The 22,483-nt window shown below is 64.5% G+C and carries 16 protein-coding genes and 1 pseudogene; all 17 read left to right on the top strand.

Going from position 1 to position 22,483, the window contains the following annotated elements:
- Nucleotides 1-3 precede the first annotated feature (3 nt).
- A complete protein-coding gene (locus tag BLV20_RS16695; RefSeq protein WP_092303287.1) occupies nucleotides 4-1,092 on the top strand; it encodes a flagellar basal body P-ring protein FlgI in 1,089 nt (362 codons plus the stop codon).
- Between the two features lie 10 nt (nucleotides 1,093-1,102).
- A complete protein-coding gene (gene flgJ, locus BLV20_RS16700) occupies nucleotides 1,103-2,386 on the top strand; it encodes a flagellar assembly peptidoglycan hydrolase FlgJ (protein WP_092303289.1) in 1,284 nt (427 codons plus the stop codon).
- 10 nt (nucleotides 2,387-2,396) lie between these two features.
- Nucleotides 2,397-4,448 carry a flagellar hook-associated protein FlgK gene (flgK, locus tag BLV20_RS16705; protein ID WP_092303291.1) on the top strand — a complete coding sequence of 684 codons (2,052 nt, stop codon included), beginning with the start codon at nucleotides 2,397-2,399 and terminating at the stop codon, nucleotides 4,446-4,448.
- Nucleotides 4,449-4,461: 13 nt separating this feature from the next.
- Nucleotides 4,462-6,036 (top strand): flagellar hook-associated protein 3, encoded by a 1,575-nt coding sequence (locus BLV20_RS16710; protein WP_092303293.1) that lies wholly within the window; start codon nucleotides 4,462-4,464, stop codon nucleotides 6,034-6,036.
- Nucleotides 6,037-6,157: 121 nt separating this feature from the next.
- The gene (locus BLV20_RS16715; RefSeq protein ID WP_092303295.1) at nucleotides 6,158-9,730 is read left to right on the top strand and encodes a glycosyltransferase; all 3,573 of its coding nucleotides are present in this window, start codon (nucleotides 6,158-6,160) and stop codon (nucleotides 9,728-9,730) included.
- Between the two features lie 332 nt (nucleotides 9,731-10,062).
- Nucleotides 10,063-10,836 carry a glucose-1-phosphate cytidylyltransferase gene (gene rfbF / locus BLV20_RS16725; protein WP_092303299.1) on the top strand — a complete coding sequence of 258 codons (774 nt, stop codon included), beginning with the start codon at nucleotides 10,063-10,065 and terminating at the stop codon, nucleotides 10,834-10,836.
- The gene (gene rfbG, locus BLV20_RS16730) at nucleotides 10,818-11,900 is read left to right on the top strand and encodes a CDP-glucose 4,6-dehydratase (RefSeq protein ID WP_092303301.1); all 1,083 of its coding nucleotides are present in this window, start codon (nucleotides 10,818-10,820) and stop codon (nucleotides 11,898-11,900) included. Before rfbF ends, rfbG begins: the two co-directional genes overlap by 19 nt.
- Entirely contained in the window at nucleotides 11,897-12,457 is a 561-nt protein-coding gene (locus tag BLV20_RS16735) for a dTDP-4-dehydrorhamnose 3,5-epimerase family protein (protein ID WP_092303303.1), read from the top strand. The genes rfbG and BLV20_RS16735 overlap by 4 nt, the downstream gene beginning before the upstream one ends.
- Entirely contained in the window at nucleotides 12,454-13,680 is a 1,227-nt protein-coding gene (locus BLV20_RS16740) for a class I SAM-dependent methyltransferase (RefSeq protein ID WP_092303305.1), read from the top strand. The genes BLV20_RS16735 and BLV20_RS16740 overlap by 4 nt, the downstream gene beginning before the upstream one ends.
- A 5-nt stretch (nucleotides 13,681-13,685) precedes the next feature.
- A complete protein-coding gene (locus tag BLV20_RS16745) occupies nucleotides 13,686-14,543 on the top strand; it encodes an NAD-dependent epimerase/dehydratase family protein (protein ID WP_175540223.1) in 858 nt (285 codons plus the stop codon).
- A complete protein-coding gene (locus BLV20_RS16750) occupies nucleotides 14,533-15,603 on the top strand; it encodes a class I SAM-dependent methyltransferase (protein WP_092303308.1) in 1,071 nt (356 codons plus the stop codon). The genes BLV20_RS16745 and BLV20_RS16750 overlap by 11 nt, the downstream gene beginning before the upstream one ends.
- A 19-nt stretch (nucleotides 15,604-15,622) precedes the next feature.
- The gene (locus BLV20_RS16755) at nucleotides 15,623-16,360 is read left to right on the top strand and encodes a cephalosporin hydroxylase family protein (RefSeq protein ID WP_092303310.1); all 738 of its coding nucleotides are present in this window, start codon (nucleotides 15,623-15,625) and stop codon (nucleotides 16,358-16,360) included.
- 50 nt (nucleotides 16,361-16,410) lie between these two features.
- A complete protein-coding gene (locus tag BLV20_RS16760) occupies nucleotides 16,411-19,359 on the top strand; it encodes a TIGR00180 family glycosyltransferase (RefSeq protein ID WP_092303312.1) in 2,949 nt (982 codons plus the stop codon).
- A gap of 30 nt (nucleotides 19,360-19,389) precedes the next feature.
- A complete protein-coding gene (locus BLV20_RS31440; RefSeq protein ID WP_175540216.1) occupies nucleotides 19,390-19,554 on the top strand; it encodes a hypothetical protein in 165 nt (54 codons plus the stop codon).
- Complete coding sequence (gene pseC / locus BLV20_RS16765; RefSeq protein ID WP_092303314.1) at nucleotides 19,551-20,723, top strand: UDP-4-amino-4,6-dideoxy-N-acetyl-beta-L-altrosamine transaminase; 1,173 nt, start codon at nucleotides 19,551-19,553, stop codon at nucleotides 20,721-20,723. The genes BLV20_RS31440 and pseC overlap by 4 nt, the downstream gene beginning before the upstream one ends.
- Nucleotides 20,720-21,427 (top strand): pseudaminic acid cytidylyltransferase, encoded by a 708-nt coding sequence (gene pseF / locus BLV20_RS16770; RefSeq protein WP_092303316.1) that lies wholly within the window; start codon nucleotides 20,720-20,722, stop codon nucleotides 21,425-21,427. The genes pseC and pseF overlap by 4 nt, the downstream gene beginning before the upstream one ends.
- Nucleotides 21,424-22,464: pseudogene (gene pseG, locus BLV20_RS16775) on the top strand (UDP-2,4-diacetamido-2,4,6-trideoxy-beta-L-altropyranose hydrolase); the annotation flags it as partial. The gene pseF and the pseudogene pseG, both read left to right, overlap by 4 nt.
- Nucleotides 22,465-22,483: the final 19 nt, after the last annotated feature.

Consider the following 22,483-nt stretch of genomic DNA (forward strand, 5'->3'; position numbering starts at 1 on the left):
CTCATGCTGGCCGCGCTGTTGTTCTCGGCGGCCTGCAACGCTCACGCCGAACGGCTGAAGGACATCGCCAGCATTTCCGGCGTGCGTTCCAACCAGTTGATCGGCTACGGCCTGGTGGTCGGGCTTAACGGCACCGGCGACCAGACCACCCAGACCCCGTTCACCCTGCAAACCTTCAACAACATGCTGTCGCAGTTCGGCATCAAGGTGCCGCCGGGATCGGGCAACGTGCAGTTGAAAAACGTCGCGGCGGTATCGGTGAGCGCCGATCTGCCGGCGTTCGCCAAGCCGGGGCAGCAGGTGGATATCACCGTGTCGTCCATCGGCAACTCCAAGAGCCTGCGCGGCGGCACCTTGTTGCTGACGCCGCTCAAGGGTATCGACGGCAATGTCTACGCCGTCGCCCAGGGCAACCTGGTGGTGGGCGGTTTCGACGCCGAGGGGCGTGACGGTTCGAAGATCACCGTCAACGTGCCGTCGGCCGGTCGCATCCCTGGTGGTGCGTCGGTGGAGCGGGCGGTGCCGAGCGGTTTCAACCAGGGCAACAGCCTGACGCTGAACCTCAACCGTTCCGACTTCACCACGGCCAAGCGCATCGTCGACAAGATCAACGACATGCTCGGCCCGGGCGTGGCCCAGGCCATCGACGGCGGTTCGATCCGCGTCACCGCGCCGCTCGATCCGAGCCAGCGCGTCGACTATCTGTCGATCCTCGAGAACCTGGAAATCGATCCGGGGCAGGCGGTGGCCAAGGTCATCATCAACTCGCGTACCGGCACCATCGTCATCGGCCAGAACGTCAAGGTTTCGCCGGCCGCCGTGACCCACGGCAGCCTCACCGTGACCATCACCGAAGACCCGATCGTCAGCCAGCCGGGCCCGTTGTCCAACGGCGAGACCGCGGTCGTGCCGCGCTCGCGGGTCAACGCCGAGCAGGAAGCCAAGCCGATGTTCAAGTTCGGCCCGGGCACCACCCTCGACGAGATCGTGCGTGCAGTGAACCAGGTCGGCGCCGCACCGGGTGACCTGATGGCCATCCTCGAAGCCTTGAAACAGGCCGGCGCGCTGCAAGCCGACCTGATCGTGATTTGAGGTAGAGGCCATGGATATTCGCAAGAGCGGTCTGGTCAGCAGCGGTGATTCGGGTTCCTACTCGGACCTCAACCGGCTTAACCAGCTCAAGGTCGGCGACAAGAACAGCGACGCCAACATGCGCAAAGTGGCGCAGGAATTCGAGTCGCTGTTCCTTAACGAAATGCTCAAGTCCATGCGCTCGGCCACCGAAGCGCTCGGCAAGGACAACCCGCTCAACACCCCGGCGGCCAAGCAGTACCAGGAAATGTACGACCAGCAGCTGGCGGTTTCCATGTCGCGCGAGGGTGGCGGCATCGGCCTGGCCGATGTGTTGATGCGCCAGATGTCGAAGAACAAGGCCACCAGCCCGGCCGCGGCGGCGACCTTGCCTGGCGCCCAGGCCGAACAGGCGGCGACGGCGCAAAAGGTGGCTACGCCCACCGCTATCGCCGCCGGCACCACGGCGTTGGGCGGCCCGTTGTCGCGGGTCAATGGCCAGCGTCCGTTGTGGGCCTCCCGGGCGCTGGAGCCGCAGCGCGTTGCCGACAGCGCTGTGCATAACGATATGGCGCTGCTCAACCAGCGGCGCATTTCCCTGCCGAGCAAGCTGACCGATCGCCTGCTGGCGGGCATCGTGCCGTCGGCCGACAACGCCGCGGCCAGCAATCGCGGCGCCTTGCCCGAGCGCACCACGGCGGCTACCGACGCGCTGCTCAAGAACAACTCGCGAAGCTTCGCCGCCGTGCCGCACGGGCGCATGCAGGTCTACGGCCGCGCCGTGGCCCAGCCGCCGTTGGCGCCGGCGAAGAAAGCCTTCAGCTCGGCGGACGAATTCGTCGCCACCATGCTGCCGATGGCGCAACAGGCCGCCGACCGCATCGGCGTCGATCCGCGCTACCTGGTAGCCCAGGCGGCGCTGGAAACCGGCTGGGGCAAATCGGTGATGCGCCAGCAGGACGGCAGCAGCAGCCACAACCTGTTCGGCATCAAGGCCGGCAGCAGTTGGAAGGGCGACCAGGCGCGCGCCATCACCAGCGAATTCAGAAATGGGCAGATGGTCAAGGAGACGGCCGAGTTCCGTTCCTATGCCTCGTATCAGGACAGCTTCCACGACCTGGTGACCTTGTTGCAGAGCAACAATCGCTATCAAGAAGTGCTGAAGTCGGCCGATAACCCCGAACAGTTTGTACGCGAGTTGCAAAAGGCCGGGTATGCGACCGACCCGGACTACGCAAGCAAGATTTCGCAGATTGCCAAGCAGATGAAGAGCTACGAAAACTACGCTGCGGCGGGCGTTTCCACGAATTTATAAGGTTTGAATCATGAGTTTGCTCAATATCGGGATGTCGGGGCTGTCAGCCAGCCAAACGTCGTTGATGACCACGGGTAACAACATTGCCAACGCCGATACCGCCGGTTATTCGCGCCAGCAGACCGTGCAGGGCAGCAAGGCTTCGAACCAGTACGGCAACGTCTTCATCGGCAGCGGCACGACCCTGGCCGATGTGCGCCGGGTGTACAACAGCTACCTGGATGCCCAGCTGCAGACCACCACTTCGCTGAACAGCGACGCCGCTGCCTACCTGGGGCAAATCACCCCGGTGGACAAGCTGCTGTCGGACAGCGGCACCGGCATCACCGGCGCGCTGACCAAGTTCTTTGCCTCGATGCAGAACGTCAACGCCAAGCCCACCGACGATGCCTCGCGCCAATTGCTGCTCAGCGACGCGCAAGCCCTGAGCAACCGTTTCAACTCGGTTTCCAGCCAGCTGAACGAACAGAACGCCAATATCAACGGCAACCTGAGCAGCATGGCCGACCAGGTCAACAAGCTGGCGGCGACCATCGCCCAACTGAACCAGAAGATTTCCGAAGTCTCCAGCAGCGGCGGCATGCCCAACGACCTGCTCGACGCGCGCAACGAGACGCTGCGCCAGCTGTCGACCTTCGTCAAAGTGGATGTCTCGGAGCGCGGCTCGAACATCGACCTGTACCTGGGCAGCGGCCAGCCGCTGGTCGTGGGCAACACTTCCAGCACCCTGGAAGTGGTCGCCGGCAAGACCGACCCGACCCGTTCCTCGCTGCAGCTCAATCGCGGTTCGAGCGTCATCGACGTGACCTCGGTGGTCACCGGCGGCGAGATCGGCGGCCTGCTGCGCTATCGCAACGAGGTGCTGGACCCGGCGATGAACGAACTGGGGCGCGTGGCCCTGGTGATCGCCGACCAGGTCAACAGCCAGCTCGGGCAAGGCATCGACAAGAACGGCGAGTTTGGCGCGGCGCTGTTCAACAACATCAACAGTGCGGCCCTGATCAGCCAGCGCAGCATTGCCAACGGCAACAACAGCGCCGGCTCGGGCAACCTCAATGTGACCATCAAGGACACCGGCAAGCTGACCATCAGCGATTACCAGGTGACCTTCACCAGCGCCACCGACTACACGGTCAAGCGCTCCGACGGCACCAGCCTGGGCGCATTCAGCACCACCACCACGCCGCCTCCGGTGATCGACGGTTTCACCCTGAGCCTCAACGGCGGGGCGATGAGCGCCGGCGACAGTTTCAAGATCACCCCGACCCGCAACGCGGCCACCACTATCAAGACCGAGCTGACCGACGCCAAGCGCCTGGCCATCGCCGCGCCGCTGAATGCCGAGGTACTGCCGGGGGCCACTGGTTCGCTGTCGATTCCCGGCCTGCCGACGGTCAAGCCGGCGCTGGACATCTATAACCCGGCCGCCAACGCCGAGATGCAGACCGCGATCAAGAACTCGGTACCGGTCAAGCTGGTCTTCGACGCTCCCGCGAGCGGCAGCCAGGGTTACAAGTATTACGATGCCAAGGGCACGTTGATGGGCACCGGTTCGATCGTTCCGGGGCAGAACAACACCCTGAACCTGCAGATCAAGATGGTCGATGCCAGCGGCAACCCGATCACCGACGGCGGCACACCGCCGGTGCAGAAAACCTTCACCGTGGAAATGAGCGTCGCCGGTTCGCCGAAGGAAGGCGAAGGGCTGAACGTCAAGTTCAATGGCGCCGGCTCCACCGACAACCGCAACGGCATCGCGCTGGCGGGCCTGCAGACCAAGCAGACGGTCGATACCGGTTCGGCCAGCAAGGGCATCACCCTGGTCGATGCCTACGGCAAACTGGTGGAGAGCGTGGGCGCCAAGGCCAGCCAGGGCAAGCTCGACAGCGCCGCCACCGAAGCGATCCTGGCCAACGCCAAGGGCGCGCGGGACTCGCTGTCCGGGGTCGACCTGGATGAAGAGACCGGCAACCTGGTCAAGTACCAGCAGTACTACACCGCGTCCTCGCAGATCATCAAGGCTGCGCAGGAAACTTTCGCCACCCTGATCAACAGCCTTTAAGGAGTCGTAGTCCATGCGTATTTCTACCGCCCAGTTTTACGAGTCCTCGGCTGCCAACTATCAGAAGAATTTCGCCAACGTGGTCAAGAGCAGCGAAGAGGCCAGCAGCCTGGTTCGCGTCAACACCGCGGCCGACGATCCGGTGGGCGCCTCGCGCCTGTTGCAGCTGGGCCAGCAGGCTTCGCTGTTGAGCCAGTACTCGGCCAACACCACCTCGATCAAGGCTTCCCTGGGCCAGGCCGAATCGGTCCTGACCAGCATCACCAGCGTCCTGGCGCGTGCCCAGGAACTGGCGAGCGGGGCCGGCAACGCCGGCTACACCGACGACGACCGCAAGGCCAACGCCGCCGAACTGGCACAGATCGAAGAGCAGTTGCTGAGCCTGATGAACACCCAGGACGAAAACGGCAAGTACATCTTTGCCGGTTCCCAGGGCGACACCGTGCCGTTCACCCGCAACTCCGACGGCACCTACAGCTACAACGGCGACCAGACCACGCTGAACCTGCCGGTGGGCGACACCATGTCCATGGCCACCAACACCACCGGCTGGGCCGCTTTCCAGCAAGCCATCAATACCAGTCGCAGCCAGGTCACCATGACCGCGCCGGCGGTGGACGATGGCCGGGTGACGCTGTCCAACGGCCAGGTGTCTTCGAATCCGAAGTACAACAGCGAGTTCCGCAGCGGCGAGCCGTACACCGTTACCTTCCTCAGCAGCACCCAGTTCAAGATCACCGACAGCGCCGGCAACGACGTGACGTCCGAGGCCAGCCAGAACGGCTCCTTCAGCTCCAGCAAGGGCGCGGAAGCGCAGACCGTCAGCTTCCGTGGCGTCGACTTGCGCCTGAGCATCAACCTGAAGTCCGGCGATGCCACCCCACCTGACGCGGTGATCGCCGGCCACAGCTTCACCCTGGCGGCCAAGCCCGATTCCTTCAACGTCTCGCGCAGCCCGGGCAACCCGTCGACCGCGGTCGTCACCGGCGGCAGCGTCAGCGACAGCAACGCCTACAACGCCAGCTTCCCGAGCGGCGGCGCGATCCTCAAGTTCACCAGCGCCACCGACTACGAGCTGTACGCGTCGCCGATGACCGCCAACAGCAAGCCGGTTTCCACCGGGACCATGGCCGGCTCCACCGCCACGGCATCGGGCGTGGACTTCACCTTCAGCGGCACGCCGGCGGCGGGCGACCAGTATGTGGTGGCGGTCAACAACCACCAGACCCAGAACGTCCTCGACACCATCCACCAGCTGCGCACCGTGCTCGATACACCAACCAACGGTGATCCGATCGCTATCCAGAAACTCAACGCCGGCCTGCAGGCGGGGATGGCCAACCTGGCCAGCGGCGCCAACCAGGTGGCGAGCGCGGTCAGCGACATTGGTGGACGCGGTTCGGCGCTGGATATCCAGAACGAAACCAACATGAGCCTGAGCACGGCCAACACCCAGACCCAGTCGGCGATCCGCGATTCCGACCCGGCCGAGGTGATGACCCGCCTGACCCTGCAACAGACCATGCTGCAAGCCTCGCAACTGGCCTTCAGCAAGATTGCCCAGCTGGGCCTGTTCAACAAGGTCTGAGCATGAGCCGGCCGCGCTCCTGTGAGCGCAGCCGCACCGTCGAGCCGCCAGCCGTCTTCATTAAGCGGTTCCGGGGCCCGCGCCTGACCAGGCCGGGCCCGCCGCTCGAGAGTTTCCCGCCGTGAATCAACGCCCTCTAGTCAGCATCGTCATTCCAGCCTTCAATCCGCGCTTCTTCAGCCAGGCGTTCGAGAGCGCGCTGGCCCAGACCTGGGAGCAGGTCGAAATCGTCATTTGCGACGACTCGGCCGGCGACGAGATCCGCGCGGCGGTCGAGGCCATCGCCCAGCCGCCCCATCCGGTGCGCTATGTGCGCAACCCGCAGCGCCTGGGCCTGCAGAAAAACCTGCTGCGGTGTGTCGAAGAGGCGCGCGGCGAGCTGATCAAGATCCTCTGCGACGACGACCGCCTGTTCGCGCCGAGCATTGCCATGCAGGCGCAGGTGCTGGTCGATCATCCCGAGATCAACCTGGTGTGCGCCCTGCGCATGTTGAGCGACGCCGGCAACTTCATTCTGCCGCCGCGGGTCGAGAACGCCCGGCTGTCGCCGAACGACGCCATGCTCAAGGGCGACGACATGCTGGCGATCCTCGAGAGCACGCCGCGCAACTTCCTCGGCAATTTCAGTTCGACCCTGATGCGCCGCGCCGATGTGCTGGAGCTGCTGCCGGCCTTGACGCAAGAGGGCGCGGGGTTTGTCGCGCTGCTGGACCTGGCGCTGTTCGTGTGCCTGATGCGCCGCGGCAACCTGGCGTTGCTCAACACCGTGCTGAGTACCGAGCGCCTGTATCCGGAGCGCTTGAGCAAGCAGCCGGAAATGCAGCGGGCGGAGAAGCTCGAATGGGACTGGCTGGCGCAGATGCTCGCCGCGCGCAGCGGCGAGTCGGCCCCGGCCTCGGGCTGGGTGCGTTGCGTCGACCTGGCAAAAATGTCCGAGCCATCCTGGCAGTGGGACGAACTCTGCGTGAGCCGTGTGCTCGGCAACCGCAATACGGTGGTCAGTGGTCGGGTCGGCGGCGAGAGCGAAAGCTACGCCGAGTTCTACCAGGAGTGGCTGGCCATCCGGCGTTTCAGCGAGACCGAGAAGCGCCACTTGCCGCAGCGCATCGCCAGCTGGCCGGTGCGGCCGCAGATCGTGCCCATCGTGATCGACCTGGACGCCGATGGCATGGCTTTGGAGTCGACCCTGCAGAGCTTGGGGCAGCAGTTGTATGCGCCGCAGGCGATCCTGGTCCTGTCCAATGCCGAATGCGCGGAGCACGAACGCGTGCTGCAACTGCCGCTGGAAATGCAGTGGCCGCAGCAGCTCAATGCGCTGGTGCCGCAACTGGAAGGTTGCCACTGGTTTTACCTGCTGCGCGCCGGCGATACCTTGCAGGAATCGGCGCTGCTGATCCTCGCCGAACGCATCGCCGGCACCCCGGGCGCACTGTGCATCTACAGCGACGAGGGGGCGTTGGTCGAAGGCGAGCCGAGCGATCCGGTGTTCAAGCCCGATTTCAACCTGGACCTGATGCGCGGCTATCCCTATGTCGGCCGCACACTGGCGTTCGAACGCCAGCGCTTCATGGCCCTGGGCGGGTTCCAGGCGCATTTCGGCGAGCTGGCGCCCCACGACCTGCTGTGGCGCCTGGTGGAAGAGGCCGGGCCGCAGACCATCGAGCACATCGCCGAAATCCAGCTGCAATCGCTGTTCAACTATGCCGACTGGCTGTCGCTGCCCGAGGTGATCGAGGGCAATGCCGGGCTGGTGGGCGCGCATCTGGAGCGGATCGGCGTGGAGCACCGCATCGGCCACGACGAGATGCCGCTGCTCAACCGCATCGACTACCTGCACCCGCGACGGCCGCTGGTCTCGATCATCATCCAGGCCGGGGATTCGCTGGCGGCGCTGCAGCATTGCACCGAGAGCCTGATCGAGAAAACCGCCTACAACCATTACCAGATCTTGATCGTCGACAGCGGCAGCCGCGACCCGGCCATGGCCGGCTGGCTGGAGGCCATGGCGCAGATGGGCACGGACATGCTGCAAGTGCTGCGTTTTTCCGGCGCAGGTGGCGCGGCGGCGATCGGCAATTACGCGGCGCAACAGGCCCGTGGCGAATACCTGCTGCTGTTGAGCCCGAACAGCCTGATCGGCACGGGCGACTGGCTGGACGAAATGCTCAACCATGCCCAGCGTCCGGAGGTCGGCGTGGTCGGCGCGCGGATGCTTGCCCTGGACGGTTCGATCGTGCATGCCGGGTTGATCCTCGGCCTGGCCGGAGCGGCTAGCTCGCCGTTTTATGGCGAGGCCGCCAGCGCCCGCGGCTACATGCAGCGCCTGCAAGTGCCGCAGAGCTGGAGCGCGGTCAGTGGCGATTGCCTGATGGTGCGCAAGGAAGTGTTCGACAGCGTCGGCGGCTTCGATGAGGTCGAATACGTATACGGGCTGGGCGATGTCGACCTGTGTCTGCGGATCAATGACAACGGTTACCTGGTGGTCTGGACGCCATACGCCAGCGTGCTCCAGAGCGCTCCTCGCGAAGTCTCGCAAGCGCCCGGCCAGCTAGCCTTGCAGGAGCGCGAGAACGAGACCTTCTACCGGCGCTGGATGCCGAAAATCGCCCGCGACCCGGCGTACAACCCGGCGTTGAGCCTGGGCTATTCCAGCTTCAGCCTGGAGGCCGGCCTGCGCAATAACTGGAACCCGTTCTGCAGTCGCGCGGTGCCCTTGGTGCTGGGGCTGCCGGTCAACAGTTCAGCGGTGGGCCACTATCGGGTCACCGCGCCGCTGGCCGAGCTGGAAGCGACCGGCCGGCTGATCGGCCGGGTGGCCTACGAGTCGCCTTCGACCGTGGAAATCGAACGCATCGCCCCCGACTCGATCATCCTGCAATGCCGCTACAGCGACGGCGCGGTGAGCGACATCCTGCGCATGAAGAAATATTCCAGCGCGCTGCGGGTGTTCGAGCTCGACGACTATGTGGTCAGCGCGCCGAAGAAAAACACCCACGCGCGCAACCAGCCAGTCAATACCGAGGCAATGCTGCGCCAGGGCATCGCCCTGTGCGACCGCGTGGTGGTGACCACCCAGCCGCTGGCCGATGTCTTGTCGAGCATGCACAGCGATATCCGCGTGGTGCCGAACATGTTGCCGGCCGACCCCTGGGCCACGCTCACCAGTCGCCGCGGCACCTCGCGCAAGCCACGAGTGGGCTGGGGCGGTGGCACCAGCCATACCGGCGACTTGGAAATCATCGCCGAGACAGTGCGCGAGCTGGCCAACGAGGTCGACTGGGTGTTCTTCGGCATGTGCCCGGACGAGCTGCGTCCCTACGTGCATGAGTTCCATCCGGTGGTAGGCCTGCAGGCCTATCCGTTCAAGCTGGCGAGCCTCAACCTCGACCTGGCCCTGGCACCGCTGGAATTCCATATCTTCAACGACTGCAAGAGCAACCTGCGCCTGCTGGAATACGGCGCCTGCGGTTATCCGGTGATTTGCACCGACACCGAGGCCTATCGCGGCTATTTGCCGTGTACCAAGGTCGTAAGCAACAGCACCCAGGAGTGGATCGAGGCGATCCGCATGCACCTGGCCGACCCCGACGCCAGCTACCGCATGGGCGATGCACTGCGCGAGGAAGTCCTGCGCGACTACATGCTGCGCGGGAACAACCTGAACCTGTGGATGCAGGGGTGGTTGCCCGACTGAGGGCGGCGCAAACCCGACAAGCCAGGCTTTCCACGCCTGGCTTTTTTTATGGCGCTCATTGGCTGGCCGGCTGGGGTTGGAGAAGCGGGTTTTTCGCGGTTGCAGGCGTTCCTCGTTGTGCGGCCCTGCCAGGTGGTCCGGCTGCCCCCGGGCCGGGGGGGCGGGACCCAGGAGCTGGCGCGTTTCCTGCAAGCCCCCCTGAATATCGCCATAAAACGAGCGCTCGCCGCCTAATCGTGCAGCGCCGCCACCGGCACAAGGTTTTATCCAGAAGGCCCGCAAAAAGCTCGTTGCAGCTTGGCAGAGCCCTGTGACGTACAAGAGGGGAGACGATGAAGGCAGTTATTTTGGCGGGTGGCCTGGGCACGCGCATCAGCGAGGAGTCCCATCTCAAGCCCAAGCCGATGATCGAGATTGGCGGCAAGCCAATTCTCTGGCACATCATGAAGCAGTACTCCGCCCACGGCATTCACGACTTCGTGATCTGCCTGGGCTACAAGGGGTACGCGATCAAGGATTTCTTCGCCAACTACTTCCTGCACACCTCCGACGTCACCTTCGACATGCGGGAAAACCGCATGGACGTTCACCAGAACTACAGCGAGCCCTGGCGCGTGACCCTCATCGACACCGGTGAGGAAACCATGACCGGCGGCCGACTGCGCCGCGCCGGGCGCTACCTGGAGAATGAAGAAGCCTTCTGCTTCACCTATGGCGACGGCGTGTCCGACCTGAATATCGGCGCCCTGGTGGATTTCCACCTGGCCCACGGCAAGCTGGCGACGGTCACGGCGGTGCAGCCGCCTGGCCGCTACGGCGCCCTGGAGCGCAACGGCGACAGCGTCCTGGGCTTCACCGAAAAGCCCCGCGGTGACGGTGGCTGGATCAACGGCGGGTTCTTTGTGCTGTCGCCCAAGGTGCTGCCGCTGGTGACCGCCGACGACACCGTGTGGGAAGCCGACCCGCTGACCACCCTGGCCCGGCAAGGCCAATTGCACGCCTTCCAGCACGACGGCTTCTGGCATCCGATGGACACCCTGCGTGACAAGAACCACCTGGAGCAGCTCTGGCAGAGCGGGGAGGCCCCATGGAAGCAATGGGACTGAGCCCGCAGTTCTGGCGCGGCAAGCGCGTCCTGCTGACCGGCCACACCGGCTTCAAGGGCAGCTGGCTGACCCTGTGGCTGCAAAGCCTGGGGGCTGAGGTCAGCGGTTTTTCCCTGGACCCTGCGACCGAGCCCAGCCTGTTCGAGCTGGCGCGGGTGGCCGAGGGCATCAACGACCAGCGCGGCGACTTGCGCGACCTCGGCGCCTTGCTGGAGCTGATCGCCGAGACCCAGCCGGAAATCGTCCTGCACCTGGCGGCGCAACCGCTGGTGCGCGAGGGCTATCGCGATCCGCTGGGCACTTACTCCAGCAACGTGATGGGAACGCTGAACCTGCTGGAAGCGATCCGCCAGGTCGGCGGCGTGCGCGCCTGCGTGCTGGTGACCACCGACAAGGTCTACGCCAACCAGGAATGGCTGTGGCCGTACCGCGAAAACGAAGCCCTGGGCGGGCATGACCCTTACAGCAGCAGCAAAGCGTGCTGCGAATTGCTGGCGCAGTCCTACGCCGCCTCTTTCTTCCCGGCCGAGCGTTATGCCGAACATGGCCTGGCCCTGGCCACGGCGCGCGCCGGCAACGTGCTGGGCGGCGGCGATTTTGCTCCCGAACGGTTGATTCCCGATGTGCTCAAGGCCTGGTCGGCCGACGAGCCGGTGACCCTGCGCTACCCGCAGGCGGTGCGCCCATGGCAGCACGCCCTGGAACCGCTGGCCGGCTACCTGCAACTGGCCGCCGGGCTCTACGAGCAGGGGCCGCAGTTCGCCGGGGCCTGGAATTTCGGGCCGAGCGAAGCGGACATGTGCAGCGTCGGCGAAGTGGTCGAGCTGCTGGCCGCACGCTGGCCGGCGGCCCCCGGGCTGCGGATCGAACCGAGCGAACTGCACGAGGCCGGTTTGTTGCGCCTGGACAGCAGTCGCGCCCGCCAGTTGCTAGCCTGGCAGCCACGCTGGACGCTGCAGCAATGCCTGGCGCAAACCCTGGACTGGCACCTGGCCTGGCAGCGTGGCGACGACATGCGCGCCGTCACCCTCGAGCAACTGGACCTGTATCGGGGGGCGCTGTGAGCGAGTTTTCCTTGAAACAGCTGCCGCTGGCCGGGCTGTTCAGCGTCCAGCACAAGCGCTTCGAAGATCAGCGCGGACATTTCGCCCGGCTGTTCTGCGAAGGCAGCCTGAGTGCATTCGGCAGCGAGTTTCATATCCGTCAGATCAACCATTCCTGTACCCGCGAGAAGGGCAGTGTGCGCGGTCTGCATTACCAGAACGCCAATGCCCCGGAAGCCAAGCTGATTACCTGCCTGCGCGGCGAGGTGTGGGATGTGGCGGTGGATCTGCGTCCGGACTCCGAAACCTTTCTGCACTGGCACGCCGAGTACTTGAAGGCCGGCGATGGCCGTAGCCTGCTGATCCCGGCCGGCTTCGCCCACGGTTTTCAGACCCTCACCGACGACGCCGAGCTGCTCTACCTGCACAGCGCCGATTACGCCCCGGAGCATGAGGGCGGGCTGTCGGTGAACGATCCACGGCTGGCGATTGCCTGGCCGTTGCCTGTCAATAATCTGTCGGCCAGGGATGCCAGCCATCCCTGGCTCGATGCCGAGTTCGCTGGAGTGCGTCTATGAACTGCCGCGGTTGTGGCACCCCGTTGAGCCTGCCCCTGATCGACCTGGGCACCTCACCGCCGTCCAACGCCTACCTGCGGGCCGAGCAACTGGAGCAGGCCGAGCAGTGGGTGCCGCTGAAGGTCCAGGTGTGCCAGGCCTGCTGGCTGGTGCAGACCGAGGACTACACCCGCGCCGACAGCCTGTTCGATGCCGACTACGCGTATTTCAGCTCCTACTCCAGCACCTGGCTCAAGCATGCCGAGCGCTACGTGGCCGAGATGGTCGAGCGTTTCGCCCTGGGGGCCGACAGCCGGGTAGTGGAAGTCGCGGCCAACGACGGCTACCTGCTGCAATACGTGGCCGGGCGTGGCATCGCTTGCCTGGGCGTCGAGCCGACCCACAGCACGGCGCAGGCGGCGCGGCAGAAGGGCCTGGAGATTCGCGAACTGTTCTTCGGCCGCGAGGCCGCGCGCCAGTTGCGCGAAGAGGGCTGGGCGGCAGACCTGATGGCGGCCAACAACGTGCTGGCCCACGTGCCGGACATCAACGATTTCCTCGGCGGTTTCGCCAGCTTGCTCAAGCCGACGGGCGTGGCCACCTTCGAGTTTCCACAGCTGCTGACGCTGATGGCCGGCCAGCAGTTCGACACCCTGTATCACGAGCACTATTCCTACCTGTCGCTGAGCGCGGTGCAGGCGCTGTGCGAGCGCAATGGCCTGGAAGTCTTCGACGTCAGCCAGTTGCCGACCCACGGCGGTTCGCTGCGGGTTTTCGTGCAGCGCAGCGACGGCCCGCGCCGCGCCGTGCAGGCCGCGGTGCAACAACAGTTGCAGCTCGAGCTGCAAGCCGGGGTCAAGACCGCCGAGTATTACGCGACCCTGGCGCCGGCCGCCGAGCGGATCAAGCATGAGCTGCTGCGCTTTTTGCTGCAGGCCAAGGCCGAAGGCAAGCGGGTGGTGGGCTACGGCGCCGCGGCCAAGGGCAACACCTTGCTCAATTACGCCGGGATCAAGCCGGACCTGCTGGCCTGGGTCGCCGACGCCAGCCCGCACAAGCAGGGCAAGTTCCTGCCCGGCAGCAGGATTGCGGTGGTCGCGCCAGAGCGTATCGAGATTGAGCGCCCGGACTATGTCCTGGTGCTGCCGTGGAACCTGTTGCAGGAAGTCAGCGAACAGTTGGCGCATGTCCGGCAGTGGGGCGCGCGCTTCGTGATCGCCGTGCCCGAGTTGAAGCTGCTGTGACGGGCCTGAAGGTACTCGTCACCGGGGCCAGTGGTTTTGTCGGCCGGCACCTGGTCGCCGCCTTGCTGGCGCGCGGGTGCCAGGTCCGGGCGCTGGCCCGCGACCCGCAGAAGCTGGCCGGCATGCCCTGGGCCGCGGCGGTGGAGCAGGTGACGGCGGACGTGCATGGCGCCGACACCGATATCGCCGCCCTGGTCGACGGCGTCGATGCCCTGGTGCACCTGGCCTGGCCGGGCCTGCCGAACTACAAGGCGCTGTTTCACTTTGAGCACAACCTGATGGCCGACTACCGGTTCATCAAGGCCGCGGTGGAGGCGGGCGTGGCCCAGGTCATGGTCACCGGCACCTGTTTCGAATACGGCATGCAGAGCGGCCCGCTCGACGAGCAGGTGCCGGCGCAGCCGAGCAATCCCTACGGGCTGGCCAAGCACAGCCTGCGGCTGTTCCTCGAGAGCCTGCAGCAGCAAGTGCCTTTCACCCTGCAATGGGTGCGGCTGTTCTACCTCTACGGCGACGGGCAGAACCCCAACAGCCTGCTGGCCGCCCTGGACCGGGCGATCGACGCCGGCGATGCGGTGTTCGACATGTCCGCCGGCGAACAGCTGCGCGATTACCTGGCCATCGAGGACGCTGCCGCCAACCTTGCGGCGCTGCTGTTGCGGCGGGAGTTTTGCGGCGTGGTCAATTGTTCCAGCGGCCAGCCGATATCGGTGCGGGCGCTGGTCGAGCGGCGGGTGCGCGAGCGCGGCTCGATGATCCGCCTGAACCTGGGGCATTACCCTTATCCCACCCACGAACCCATGGCGTTCTGGGGGGCGAACCAGCGCCTGCAACAACTATTGGGAGCAGAACATGGGGCATGAGTTGTATCGGGTCATGGACCTGCCGGTGCTGCAGAACCGCACCTTCGCCGACGCGCACAGCGCCAGGGCCTCGGCTTCGGCCGACATGGTGCTGGTGCAGGACGAGGAGAGCGGCCTGATCTTTAACCAGGCCTTCGACCCCGACAAGTTGAGCTACGACAGCGACTACCAGAACGAGCAGGCCCATTCGGCGCAGTTCCAGCGTCACTTGCAGGATGTCGAGGGCATCATCGCCCGGCATTTCAAGGGGCGCGAGCTGATCGAGGTCGGTTGCGGCAAGGGCTATTTCCTCGAGCTGTTGCGCGAGCAGGGCTACCGCATCACCGGCATCGACCCGGCCTACGAGGGCGATAGCGCCGACGTGATCAAGGCGCCGTTTACCCGTGGCCTGGGCCTGTCGGCCGATGCCGTGGTGTTGCGCCATGTGCTGGAACATATCGCCGACCCGCGGGCGTTCCTGGCGGAGATGGCCGAGGCCAACCAGGGCGGGCAGATCTACATCGAGGTGCCGTGCTTCGACTGGATTGTCGAGCACCGGGCCTGGTTCGACGTGTTTTACGAGCATGTGAACTACTTCCGCCTGGACGACCTGCGCCGCATGTTTGGCACCGTCCACGAAGCCGGCCATCTGTTCGGCGGCCAGTACCTGTACGTGGTGGCCGACCTCGGCACCTTGCGAGGGCCGGGCGAGACGCCGGTCGAGCGCCTCGAGATGCCGCGGGATTTCACCGCCAGCATCGAGCGCGCCAAGCAGATCATCCACGAGCAGCCCGAAGCCGGCTCGGCGATCTGGGGCGCCTCTTCCAAGGGCGTGATCTATTCGCTGTTCCTGCAGCGGGCGGGCGTCTCGGTGGACCAGGTAGTGGATATCAACCCGGCCAAGCAGGGCCGTTACCTGCCCCTGAGCGGCGCCCGCGTGTCGTCCCCCGAGGAGGTCATGGCGACCTTGCCCGCGGGCGCCAACCTGTTTGTGATGAATTCCAACTACCTCGAAGAAATCAAGCGCATGACCGATGGACGCTACGTCTATCACGCGGTCGACAGCGCTTCGTTCAAATGACGTTTATTGAGACCCGACCATGACCGACAACACCATCATCCAAGCGTTCGAAGCCGAGTGTCAGGAGCAGATCCGCGCCCAGGGCGAGGACCAGAAACTCAAGGGCCTGGCACGCGACTTCTTCAACGAGTCCGCCGGCCACAAGTACAGCTATCACTTCTCCTGGATGGGCCGCCCGATCATCCAGCTGCCCCAGGACATGATGGCCATGCAAGAGATCATCTGGCGGGTCAAGCCGGACCTGGTGATCGAATGCGGTATCGCCCATGGCGGCTCGATCATCTACTACGCCTCGCTGCTCGAATTGCAGGGCCATGGCGAAGTGCTGGGCATCGACCTGGATATTCGCGCGCATAACCGCGAAGCCATCGAGAGCCATCCGATGAGCAAGCGCATCAAGATGATCGAAGGCTCGAGCATCGATCCGGCGATCGCCGAGCAGGTGCGCGCCGCGGCCGCGGGCAAGAAGGTCATTCTGGTGCTGGATTCCAACCACACCCATGAGCACGTGCTCGAAGAGCTGCGCCTGTATGCGCCGCTGGTGTCGGTGGACAGCTACTGCGTGGTGATGGACACGGTGGTCGAAGACATGCCGGCCGACTTCTTCCCGGACCGCCCATGGGGCCCGGGCGACAACCCGAAAACCGCGGTCTGGGCCTACCTGGAAGAGAACCGCGACTTCGAGATCGACTATCAGATGCAGAACAAGCTGCTGATCACCGTGGCGCCGGATGGCTATCTGCGTCGCGTTCGTTGAATTAAATGGTTTGCAGGTAACAGCACTTTGCCGGTTGTGGGGAAACACTGATGCAGGTTCAAGACAAGGCTCAAAACACTAGCGCACCGTTGAGCGAGCGTTTCACGCTGGTGGTGATGTCCCACAATCGCAAGGCGTTCTTGCGCCGTACCTTGCAGTACTACAGCACCTACCCCTGCAAGATCCTGGTGCTGGACTCCTCGCTGCACGCCGACGACAGCCTGGCCGGCCAGTTCCCCCGGGTCGATTACCGGCATCTGCCGCAATACACCTACAAGGGCCTGCAGGACAAGCTCACCTACGGCGTTGGCCAGGTGACCACGCCGTACATGGTGTTCGCTGCCGACGACGACTTTTTGCTCCATGGCGCGCTCACCGAATCGGTGGAGTTTCTTGAAGCCAACCCCGACTACGGCCTGTGCCACGGCTACGGGATGATGTACCTGGCCCGTGCCGCCGAGGTGAACTACTACAAGCGCGATTGCCGGGTGATCGAGGACTACGCCTCGGAAGACGCCAGCGAGCGGGTCATGGCGTTCATGGGTCATTTCCTGCCGCCGTTCTACGCCGTGACCCGCACCGACCTGCTGCAACAGTGGTACAGCCTGCTGCCGCCGGGGACCAGTTTCGAGTGGCAGGAAATCGGCCATACCTTCTTCCTGCTGGCGTCGGCCAAGGCGCGGATCCTGCCGATTCCCTTCGCCGTGCGCGAGGTCAACTACAACGCCTCGGAGCACAATACCGATGTGCTGACGGTGCTGACCTACGGCGACGCGAAGTCGGTGGCCCAGCGCGAGGCGTTCGCCGGGTTCCTGGCGTCGTTGCCCACCGGTTTGAGCGGCCTGGACCCGCAGCGGGCCAAACAGATTGCCCTGGACAGCTTCACGGCCATGGCCGAGTGCCTGCTCACCGGTCGCTCGCTCAACGGCAAGATGATTTTCCGTTCGGCCTGGCTCGAGCCGGGGGCCGAGCCGGTGCGTTCGTTCGGCCCGGAACAGTTCGTCGAAATGCCGTTCTACAACAAGCCGATGTTCGATCTGTTGACCGAATTCGAATTCCTCATGCATGGGATGCCGGCCGGTCGCCTGCAACTGCAGGAGCTTGAAGGCGTGCTGCTCAAGCAGCAGGAGCTGATGCAGGTACAGCCCAACGACACCGAGCGTACCCTGCGCAGCCGCCTGTGGGAGGCGCTGTCGTGCAACCTGTTCAACCTCGAAGTGGTCCGCCGCCTGGCGGCCTCGCTGCAGGCTTGCAATGGGCAAGATCCCCAGGAGCTGGACGATGCCCGCAAGCTGCAGGCCTGGGCCGAGCGCCTGGAGTCGCTGCCTTTCCAGGACAGCCCGGCGCTGTTGGAAAACATGCCTTCGGGGCGCCTGCTGAAATGGCTGGAGGCGCGCAACCCCGAGGCGCAGCAGCTCAAGGCGATCAACGAGCACCTGGCGCGGCACAACGGCGGCCCGACCTTCGGCATCCTGCTGCTCGACCTCGAGGCCGACATGGTCAAGCTGCAGGCGACCTTCGACAGCCTGGTCAATGGCCATTGCCGGTCCTTCCAGGTGGTGGTCTTCACCACGGGCGACCTGCCGGCGACCACCAGCGCCCAGGACACCGTGCATTTCATCAAGGTCAGCACCGCCAACCATGTGGAGCGGATCAACCAGTTCGTCGTGCAATCTTCCCGCGACTGGTTGCTGCTGGCCCGTGCCGGCGAGCGTTTCACCGCCAGCGGCCTGCTGCGCGCCAGCCTCGAACTGCTCGGCGCGCAAGGGTGCCGCGCGGTGGCCATGGATGAACTCCAATACGGTGCCGATGGCGCGCTCAAGGATGTGTTCCGCCCGGGCGTCAACCTCGACCTGCTGCAAAGCGCGCCGGACCTGATGGCCGGCCACTGGCTGATTCGCCGGGAAGTGCTGGTGGCCGCCGGCGGTTATTCGACGGCGTTTGCCCAAGCCATGGAATACGACCTGCTGCTGCGCCTGATCGAAGACGGCGGGCTGGCGGGCCTGGCGCACCTGGCCGAACCGCTGTTGATCGGCCAGGCCGCGACGACGGAGGAGAACCCTCAGCAAAGCCAGGCGCTGACCCGCCACCTGGGCCAGCGTGGCTATCGCGGCCAGGTCAGCGCGGCGCAGCCTGGGGTCTATCAGGTCAACTACGGCCATGCCGAACGTCCGCTGGTCTCGATCATCCTGCGCAGCGAAGACAACCTGGAGCAGTTGCAGCGCTGCCTGGTCAGCGTGCTGCAACGCACGCGCTACCAGCGCTACGAAGTGGTCATCGGCGATAACCACAGCCGCTGCGAAGAACTGGCGAACTGGCTCGCCAGCCTGGAGCAGAAGGGCGACCGCATCCGCGTGGTGCGCAGTCCGCAACGCCTGAGCGCCTCGGCGCTGTATAACGCAGCGAGCCAGGAAGCCCGGGGCGAGTACCTGGTGCTGCTGGCGGCCGATGCCGAAGTGGTCAACGCCGACTGGCTGGAGAGCCTGCTCAACCAGGCGCAGCGGCCGGAAGTCGGGGTGGTCGGCGCGCGCCTGGTCGACGCCAAGGGCGCGACCACCTCGGCTGGCCTGGTTCTCGGCTTGAACGGGCATCTGGGGGCGGCGTTCGCCGGTGAGCCGAAAGGCGCCAGCGGCTACCTGAATGGCTTGCTCGCCGAACAGAACTATTCGGCGGTCTCCGGTGCCTGCCTGATGATTGGCAAGGACGTCTACAACGCCGTCGGCGGCCTGGACGAAGAACACCTCGCCGAGGCATTCGCCGATGTCGACCTGTGCCTGAAGGTGGCCGATGCCGGGCTGTTGACGGTCTGGACCCCGCAGGTGCAGATCCTCCACCCGGGCACCCTGGCGGACAATGCCCAGGCCGCGGCGGCGCTGCGCGACAAATGGCAGGCCCGCTTCGAGCACGACGTGGCTTACAACCAGAACCTGAGCCTGACCGGCAAGGGTTTCACCCCTGGCGCTCCTGCCAGTGTCGACTGGGCACAGCTGCTTGCATAAGCCTGGCTGACAGGTAAAAGGACTCAACGCATGTTTAATGGCAAATCGATTTTCATCTCAGGCGGCACCGGCTCGTTCGGGCGCAATTTCATTCGGCGTCTGCTGGAGCAGTACCAGCCCAAGCGGGGTGCGAGTAATCCGCATTTCCTTTTGCTTGGTCAGGTCGTCGGGCTGTATACCGAGTCATCGGTATGATTCCTTATGCACGCCAGAGTATTGACCAGGCTGATATTGACGCTGTGGTGGCGGTGCTGCAGTCAGATTGGTTGACTCAGGGGCCGACCATCGAGCGCTTCGAGCAGGCCATGGCCGCCCGCTGTGAGGCCGGTCATGGCGTGGCGGTGTGCAACGCTACGGCAGCTCTGCACATTGCTTGCCTGGCCGCCGGTCTGGGACCGGGAGACCTGCTGTGGACCACGCCCAACACCTTTCTGGCCTCGGCCAATTGCGGACGCTATTGCGGTGCCGACGTGGACTTCGTCGATATCGACCCCCATACCTGGAATATGGATGCCCGGGCGCTGGCCGATAAGCTTGAAGCCGCCGAACGTATGGGCCGCTTGCCTAAAGTGGTGGTGGCTGTTGCGTTTTCTGGGCAAAGCTGCGACATGCGGGCCATGGCGCAACTGGCACAGCGGTATGGCTTTGTGCTGATTGAGGACGCAGCTCACGCAGTGGGAGCATATTATGCCGGGCGCCCAGTAGGCTGTGGCGAGTTTGCGGCGATGACGATCTTCAGTTTCCATCCGGTGAAAATCATCACTAGCGCCGAGGGCGGTATGGTGATGACCAACAACCCACAGCTGGCGAACCGTTTGCGGCGTTTGCGTAGCCACGGCATGACCCGTGATCCGGCGCAAATGACTGAGCCCAGTCAAAGTTTCTGGTACTACCAGCAGATCGAGTTGGGCTTCAATTACCGGATCACCGACCTGCAGGCTGCGCTGGGGCTATCCCAGCTGGACAAGCTCGATGGTTTCCTTGCCAGGCGCCAGCAACTTGCTGCTCGTTATGACCGCTTGCTGGCCGACTTGCCGGTAACCTTGCCGCAGGCTCAAGATCAGGCACAGTCATCGTGGCATCTGTACGTGGTGCGTCTGCAGTCCAACCGTATCCGTCGCTCTCGCGCTGCAGTGTTCGAGGCGTTGCGTGAGGCTGGGGTTGGGGTAAACGTGCATTATATTCCGGTACATCTGCAGCCGTATTATCGCGACCTGGGGTTCGCTGCTGGCGATTTTCCCGAGGCTGAGCGTTACTACGCCGAGGCAATCAGTTTGCCGATGTTTCCTGCGCTGGATGACAAACAGCAGGAGTACGTAGTCGAGCAATTACGCCAGCTTGTTTTGGAGCATGTCGAGTCTTGAGTGCCATCGCAATCATTCCCGCCCGAGGTGGCAGTAAGCGTATAGCTAGTAAAAACCTCAAACCCTTTAACGGCATACCGATGCTTGCCCGTTCAATTGCCACGGCCCGGGCATCGGGGCTATTTGATCAGGTGCTGGTTAGTACCGACGATCCGGAAATCGCCAAGTTGGCCAAGGCTTGTGGCGCGACAGTACCATTTACACGTCCGGCAGAGCTGGCGAATGATTTCATCGGCACAGCGCCTGTGATCGTGCATGCCTTGAATGTACTGCAGGAGCGTGGCGAAGTATTCGATTACGCCTGCTGCATCTACGCCACTGCTCCCTTGTTGCAGGCACGTTACTTGCGGCAAGGCTTCGTGGCGCTGGATACTCATCCAGGAAAATCATTTGCCTTTTCTATCTGTAGCTTTCCTTTCCCTGTGCAGCGGGCCCTAGTCTTCGACGAGCAGGGCTCATTAACGGCGCTCCATCCAGAATTTAGCGGTACCCGCTCCCAGGACCTGCCGCCGGCCTATCAGGACGCCGGGCAGTTCTATTGGGGGCGCAGCGAGGCCTGGTTGCGCGGCGACCTGATGTTTTCTCCCCTCAGCCTGCCGGTGATCCTGCCACGCCATCTGGTCCAGGACATCGACACCGAAGAAGATTGGCTGCGTGCGCAATATCTCTACAGGGCACTTAAGGCCGGTGGAGAGCTGGAGTGAGGGTGCTGATCCGGGCCGATGCCTCGCCGGCCATTGGCAGCGGCCATATCGCCCGTTGCCTGACCCTGGCCAGGGCGTTGAGCGAGCAGGGCGCCACCGTGGCTTTCGCTTGCCGAAGCCTGCCCGGGCAGCCATTGGATCGCCTGGTCGAACTGGGTTTCCAGACCTTCGCCCTGCCGGCGAGTTATCCAGGCGAGTGCGCAGGGGACATCGAGGCGCCGCTGCCCTGGCAGGCGGATATCGCCGCCTTGCAGGTAGCGTTGCAGGAGCAGCCGCGATTCGACTGGGTGCTGGTCGACCATTACGGCCTCGACTGGCAATGGCAGCAGGCGGCGCGGCAATGGGCGCCGCGGATTGCCGCCATCGATGACCTGGCCAACCGGCGACATGCGGCCGACCTGTTGCTCGACCAGAACTTCAGTGGCACGCCGCAGGCCTATGCCGGCCTGATCAAGGCGGATTGCCGGGCGTTGCTGGGGCCGCATTTCGCCCTGCTGCGCGAGGAGTTCCGCCGCCCGCCGATTGCCATTCGCGAGCAGGCGCGCCGGGTCCTGGTGAATTTCGGTGGTTTCGATGCCGCCAGCCAGACGTACAAAGCGATGCAGGCGTTGAGCGCTTTCGACGCGCTGCAAGTGGATTTCGTCGCCGGGGCCGACAACCCGGCCTGGGCGCAGATGCAGGAACTGGCCGCCGCTCGCGAACACTGGCGCTTGCAGGCTTATGTCAGCGATTTTTCTCGCTTGATGAGCGAAGCGGACCTGTTTATCGGTGCCGGTGGCGGCACCAGCTGGGAACGCGCCGCGCTGGGCCTGCCGACCCTGTGCATCAGCGTGGCCGGCAACCAGGAGGCCAACGCCCGGCTGTTGGCCGAGGCGGGCATGCATGTCTACCTGGGGCCCAGCGAGCAGGTGAGCGTCGAGCAACTACGCCAGGCAGTCGCGGCGCTGATGGGCGATTACCCGCTGCGCCGGAGCCTGGCGCAGCGCTCCCGGCAGTTGGTCGACGGGCAGGGCGCATCGCGGGTGGCGGCAGCCCTGTTGGAGATGACCGGCAACC

This window comes from Pseudomonas sp. NFIX28 (genome assembly GCF_900107395.1).
In the GTDB taxonomy this organism is placed as follows: Bacteria; Pseudomonadota; Gammaproteobacteria; order Pseudomonadales; family Pseudomonadaceae; genus Aquipseudomonas.